The sequence below is a fragment of the Longimicrobium sp. genome, from assembly GCF_036280135.1.
Classification (GTDB): Bacteria; Gemmatimonadota; Gemmatimonadetes; order Longimicrobiales; family Longimicrobiaceae; genus Longimicrobium.
In genome coordinates, this window is record NZ_DASURI010000254.1 from 1 (window position 1) to 5,441 (window position 5,441).

Genomic DNA, 5,441 nt, shown 5'->3' on the forward strand with positions numbered 1-5,441 from the left:
CGCGCGCCTGGCCGTCCACGAGCGCGGCGGCCAGGTACGTCTCGCCCCGCGGGCCGAAGAGGTCCAGGCGGAACCGGCTGGGCGCCACCATCCGCGCCACGCCACGGCCGCGGAACCCGGCGCCGGCCTCGTCCAGCTGCCAGCCGAAGTTGAGCTGCCGGGCGGAGGCGGGCACCGTGCCGCGCGCCGTCTCCGTGGCCAGCACCGCCGGGTCCGCCGGCGCGGCGGGCTGGGCGGGCGCGGGGGCCGGCGTCTGCGTGCGGGCCGCGGGCGCGCAGGCGGCAAGAGCCGCCACGGCGGCCATCGTCATCCATCGAACGAACCTCACTTCACCTCCCGGATGCGGATGATGCGGTCTCCCGGCAGGACGTCGTCCACCGCCTCCATCCCCCGCACCACGCGGCCGAACACCGTGTAGGTGCCATCCAGATGGGGCTGCGGCGAATGGGTGATGAACCACTGGCTCCCCCCCGTGTCGGGGCCGGAGAGCGCCATCCCCAGCGTACCGCGCAGGTACGTGTGCCGGTTGATCTCGTCGCGGATGCTGTACCCCGGACCGCCGGAAGTGTCCCCGCGGGGGTCGCCGCCCTGGATGACGAAGTTGGGCACCACGCGCGGCCACTCCTGCCCGTCGAAGAACCCGCGCTCCGCCAGCGACAGGAAGTTGCGCACGGTCAGGGGCGCGTCGTCCGCGAACAATTCCACCTCGATGCGTCCGCGATTCGTCTCGATGACGGCCCGGGGACGGCGGTGCGCGGCGGCGTCCGCGGCGACGCGCGCGTACTCCGCCGTCTCCAGCCCCGTCTCGATGGGCAGCGGCGGGCCCCACGCGCCCGGCACGGTGTCGCCGAAGAGCGCGTGGACGCGCTGGCGGACCAGGTAGTCGTCCGCGCGGGAAAAGCGGGCAAAGAACGCGCGCGCCGTGCGCGGGTCCCGCTCGGCCATCACGCCCAGCGCCTCCACGGCGGCCAGGCGCGCGTCGTTCATCTCGTCGCCGCCCGCGCGATCGTACGCGTCCAGCACGGCGCCCAGCATCGTCGTGTCGCGCAGCCGCGCGATGCCGCCCAGGGCGTTCACGCGCAGGATGGGGTCCGGGTGCGCGAGCCCCTGGACGAGCGCGCCGCGGATGCTCAGCCCCGTGGTGTCGGCCGCGAGGGCGGCTTCGAGCGCGGCGGCGCCCACGCGCCCGTCCGGGTCCGCCAGCAGCCGCGCCAGGTGCTCCGCCGCGCCCGAGTCCGCCGCGAGCACACGGGCCGCCGAGGCGCGCAGGCGCCAGTCCGCCGCGCCCGCGAGGGAGGCGACGACGCGCCGCGCGGCCGGCGGGTCCACGACGCCCAGCGCCGCCACGGCCGTCTGCCGGACGGAGACGGGCGCCGTGGTGTCGCGGGCGGTCGCTTGCAGCACGGGGGCGGCGGCCGCGGCAAAGGTGCCCATCCGCTGCAGCGACTCCATGGCCGTGATCACCTCGTACGGATCGCGGCCGCCCTCCACCATCTCGCGCAGGATGACCAGCGCGCGCTCCGTGCGGTACGAGCCCAGGGAGCGCAGCGCGTTGATGCGGACGACGAGGGAGGTGTCGTGGGTCACCATCCGGTACAGGGCGTCCTGCGCCGCGTCCGCGCCCACCCGCGACGAGTCGGCCATGGCGGCCGACAGGCTGCGCGCCACGAGCGAGCGCACGAGGGCGTCGGGGTCGCGCTGGTTGCGGAACAGGGCCGTGGTGGCCGCCGGCTCCGCGCGCCGCGCCAGCGCGTACGCGGCCCGCCAGCGGATCTCGGCGTCCTGCGAGTCCAGCCAGGGCGCCACGGCCTCCACGGGCAGGGGGCGCGGCTGCCGCCAGATCCCCAGCAGCGCCTGCCCCACGGCCTCGCGCACGCCCGGCCCGCTGCCCGGCGCATCCGCCAGCAGCATCGTCACGGCCTCCTTGGCGCCGGGGCCCCGCAGCTTGCCCAGGGCCATGGCCGCCTCGCCGACGACCGTGGGGCGGGTGGCGATGGAGGCGACGTCCACCAGCGGGACCAGGTGCGGCACGGCCGTGGAGTCGCCGATCTGCCCCAGGGCGAACGCCGCCATGGCCGCCGTGGCCGTGTCCCCGCCCGTCAGCAGGGGCACGAGCAGCGGCACCGCCTCGGACCGGCGCAGGTTGGCCATCACCCACGCGGCGCGGCGGGCCAGCGCGGGCTGGCCGGCGGCGGCGCGCAGGTACGGCTCGTTCCACTCGCGGCGGTCCGCCAGGCGCAGCAGGCCGGCGTCCGTGACGGGATCCGCGTCCGGCGCGGGGGCCGCCGTCGGGCTGGACGGCGCGGCGGCGCCGGAGCGCGCGGCGGGGGCGCAGGCGGCCAGCAGGAGCGCGGCGGCGGCGAGGCGCAGGTGCATGTTCATCACGCGGGGGCGAGGGCGGTGCGGCGAAAGGCGTCCATCACGGGGGCGGGCATGGCGCGCAGGCGGCCGTCGCGGTCGATGGGGGTGAGCCCCGTGCGGGCGGAGACCAGGCGCGTGGTGCTCCCGTCGTCCTCCACCCGCTCGATGAGGTACGAGAACCCCATGGCCCGCGAGCGCAGGTCGTCGATCCACGTCGTCACCCGCACCAGGTCGTCGTAGCGGGCGCTGGCGTGATAGCGCAGGCTGACCTCCGTGACGGCCAGCATCACCCCGTCCTCGCGCTCCACCTGGGCATACGGCTTGTACAGCCGCCGGATGAGCTCCGTGCGCCCGATCTCGCACCACGCCAGGTAGTTGGCGTGGTGGATGATGCCCATCTGGTCCGTCTCCGCGTAGCGCGTGCGGAACTCCACGGTGCAGGACGGGGCGTCGTCGGGCGGGACGGGGGACGGCATGGAGTGCGAAAGTGCGAAAGTGCGAAAGTGCGAAAGTCACGGATGGGCTTTCGCGCGTGGACGATTCTACCCGGCGGCGAAGGGGGAGTCAAACGGCGGCGGATGATGCGCGGATGGCACGGGTGCCGCAGGGAGATGCCGCATGGCTCGGCGGATGGAGCAACGGCCTTCCAGGCCGCAGGTCGCTGGTTCGAGTCAGGCCGGGAGATGCGGATGGATCCACGGAATTGGGGAGGGTGGCGGATGGAGACGCGGGCGTTCGGGCGCAGCGGGCTCACGGTGCCGGCCGTGGGGATGGGGACGTGGCAGACGCTGGACGTCCGCGGCACCGCCGACGTGGCGGACCGGCACGCCGTCGTCCACGCGGCCATCGCCGCGGGGACCACGCTCTTCGACACGTCGCCCATGTACGGCGCGGCCGAGGCCGTGCTCGGCGGCGCCCTCCGCGACGTCCGTGGTCGCGTGCTCGTGGCGGACAAGGTGTGGACGCCGTCCGCGGCGGAGGGGCGCGAGCAGGCGCGGCGTGCGCTGGAGTGGTACGGCGGACGCGTGGACGTCTACCAGGTGCACAACCTGGTCGCGTGGCGCGAGCACCTGCCCCTGCTGGAGGACCTGCGCGCGCGTGGCGCCGTCTCCGTCGTCGGCGCCACGCACTACCAGCACTCCGCCTTTCCGCAGCTGATGGAGGTGATGCGGACGGGGCGCCTCCAGATGGTGCAGGTGCCGTACAACGCCGCCGACCGCCTCGTGGAGCGCGAGGTGCTGCCGCTGGCGGAGGAGCTGGGGCTGGGCGTGATGGTGATGCAGCCGCTGGACACGGGTCCGCTCGCGCGCAACGCGCCGCCCGCGCGCGACCTGGAGCCGCTGGCCGCGTTCGGCGTGACGACGTGGGCGCAGGCGCTGCTCAAGTGGATCCTGAGCGATCCGCGCGTGCACTGCGTGATCCCCGCCACCCGCCGCCGCGAGCGCGCCGCGGAGAACGCCGCCGCCGGCGACGGCCCCTGGTTCGACCCGGACACCCGCGAGTACGTCGCCCGCCTGGCGCGCATGCGCTGACGCGCGTCGCGAAACCATGTCAGCTCGTGATGCGTAATCCATTCCCGTTGATGGCGTTAGGCCTTCATCGCGCAGACCGGATCCACCCTCGCTCCGGCCCGCGAGACGAAACGACACCGAGGGATCCAGGAGATGCGATCATGGCAGACAAGCCACCTCCGCCGAACGGTCCGAGCAAGAATCCGGGCAAGCCGTCCGGCGGCGGGAGGGGCAACAACTCTCCCAAGAAGTAGCAACGAGCCCCCGTGGACACGCATCCACGGGGGCTGGTTCGATTCTCGTCCGAACATCATCACCATGGAGGATTGGAAGCGTTCGGGAGGCGGATGATTGGATCGGTCTACAGGCCGCCGTGCCCGCTTGTTTCAGCCAACCGCGCCGGGTAGCTTCCCCGCCCCATGGAGAGCAAGCCTGTCTACGTCTGCAGCGACATCCACCTGGGCGCGGTGCCGCCCGCCACGGAGCGCGCGTTTCGCCGGTTCCTGGACCACGTGGCGGCGCACGCGTCGTTCCTGCTTATCAACGGCGACCTGTTCGACTTCTGGTTCGAGTACCGCCACGTGATCCTGGCGGAGCACTACCGCGTGCTCGCCCGGCTCAAGGACGTGGTGGAGGCAGGCGTGCCGGTGGCGTTCGTGGGCGGCAACCACGACGCGTGGGCCGGGCCGTTCCTGCGCGACGAGGTGGGCATCCAGCTGCTGGACGGGCCCGTGGAGATGACGCTGGGCGGCCGGCGCACCCTCGTGGCGCACGGCGACGGCGTGGGCCGCGGCGACCTGAAGTACCGCGCGCTCAAGAAGCTCATCCGCAACCCGGTGACGGTGGGCGCGTTCCGCGCGCTGCACCCGGACTGGGGACGGCGCATCGCGCTCATGGCCAGCAGCACCGAGCACAAGGCCGACACGGGCGACCAGGCCGCCAAGGGCCGCGCGGCGTTCATCCAGGCGTGGGCGCTGGAGCAGATGCGCGCCGATCCCGGCATCCAGCTCATCCTGGCCGGCCACGCGCACCTGGCGGGGATCACGGAGGTGGAGCCCGGCCGCTTTTACGTGAACTCCGGCGACTGGCTGAACACCTTCGACTACGTGGTGCTCCCGGCGGATGGCGGCCCGCCCGAGCTGCGACAGTGGCCGGCGGAGGGGTGACGGGCGGGAGGCGGTGAGGCGGATGCGGAGGATGGCCGGCGAGAATCCGGCATCCACCTGAAATCACCCCGTCGCTGCGCGACGGGGGGCCCTCTCCCCCGACCGCCTTTTTGCTCGTTCCTCGCAACGGCGGTCGACCCCTCCCCCAACTTCGGGGGAGGGGTTTTTCGTGGGGCCGGTTCAGCGCGTGGGAGGCGAGCCGGTGCAAAGGCTGGGTTCTCCTCTCTCCGCGAGGAACGAGCGGGGAGAGGCCGGGAGAGGGGCGATCCCGCTCCCGGCACGAGCCGTCCGGATGCCCGAGCGCAGTTCTCCCCCTCCCCCCGCGGAGCGGGGGGAGGGGGCGGGGGAGGAGGGCCCTCCGCGGGCGAGAGACACTCCGCCTCCGTGCTCGATCAACGGTCCG

Annotated in this window: 4 protein-coding genes and 1 pseudogene; 2 read left to right on the top strand and 3 right to left on the bottom strand. The window is 73.9% G+C overall.

Translation table 11 applies throughout. The features are described 5' to 3' along the window. The 3 genes and pseudogenes from VFZ20_RS07855 to VFZ20_RS07865 form a co-directional block, all read right to left on the bottom strand. Nucleotides 1-328: pseudogene (locus VFZ20_RS07855) on the bottom strand (hypothetical protein); the annotation flags it as partial. Then, nucleotides 325-2,382, bottom strand: a complete 2,058-nt coding sequence (locus VFZ20_RS07860; protein ID WP_329683303.1) for a peptidylprolyl isomerase — start codon at nt 2,380-2,382, stop codon at nt 325-327. The pseudogene VFZ20_RS07855 and the gene VFZ20_RS07860, both read right to left, overlap by 4 nt. Continuing rightward, nucleotides 2,382-2,837: a thioesterase family protein gene (locus tag VFZ20_RS07865; protein ID WP_329683300.1), complete on the bottom strand. Its 456-nt coding sequence runs from the start codon at nt 2,835-2,837 to the stop codon at nt 2,382-2,384. The genes VFZ20_RS07860 and VFZ20_RS07865 overlap by 1 nt, the downstream gene beginning before the upstream one ends. A gap of 213 nt (nt 2,838-3,050) precedes the next feature. Between VFZ20_RS07865 and VFZ20_RS07870 the strand changes: the two genes are divergently transcribed. Beyond that, nucleotides 3,051-3,893: an aldo/keto reductase gene (locus VFZ20_RS07870; RefSeq protein WP_329683301.1), complete on the top strand. Its 843-nt coding sequence runs from the start codon at nt 3,051-3,053 to the stop codon at nt 3,891-3,893. Nucleotides 3,894-4,291: 398 nt separating this feature from the next. Beyond that, a complete protein-coding gene (locus VFZ20_RS07875; RefSeq protein ID WP_329683302.1) occupies nt 4,292-5,038 on the top strand; it encodes a UDP-2,3-diacylglucosamine diphosphatase in 747 nt (248 codons plus the stop codon). Nucleotides 5,039-5,441 lie beyond the last annotated feature (403 nt).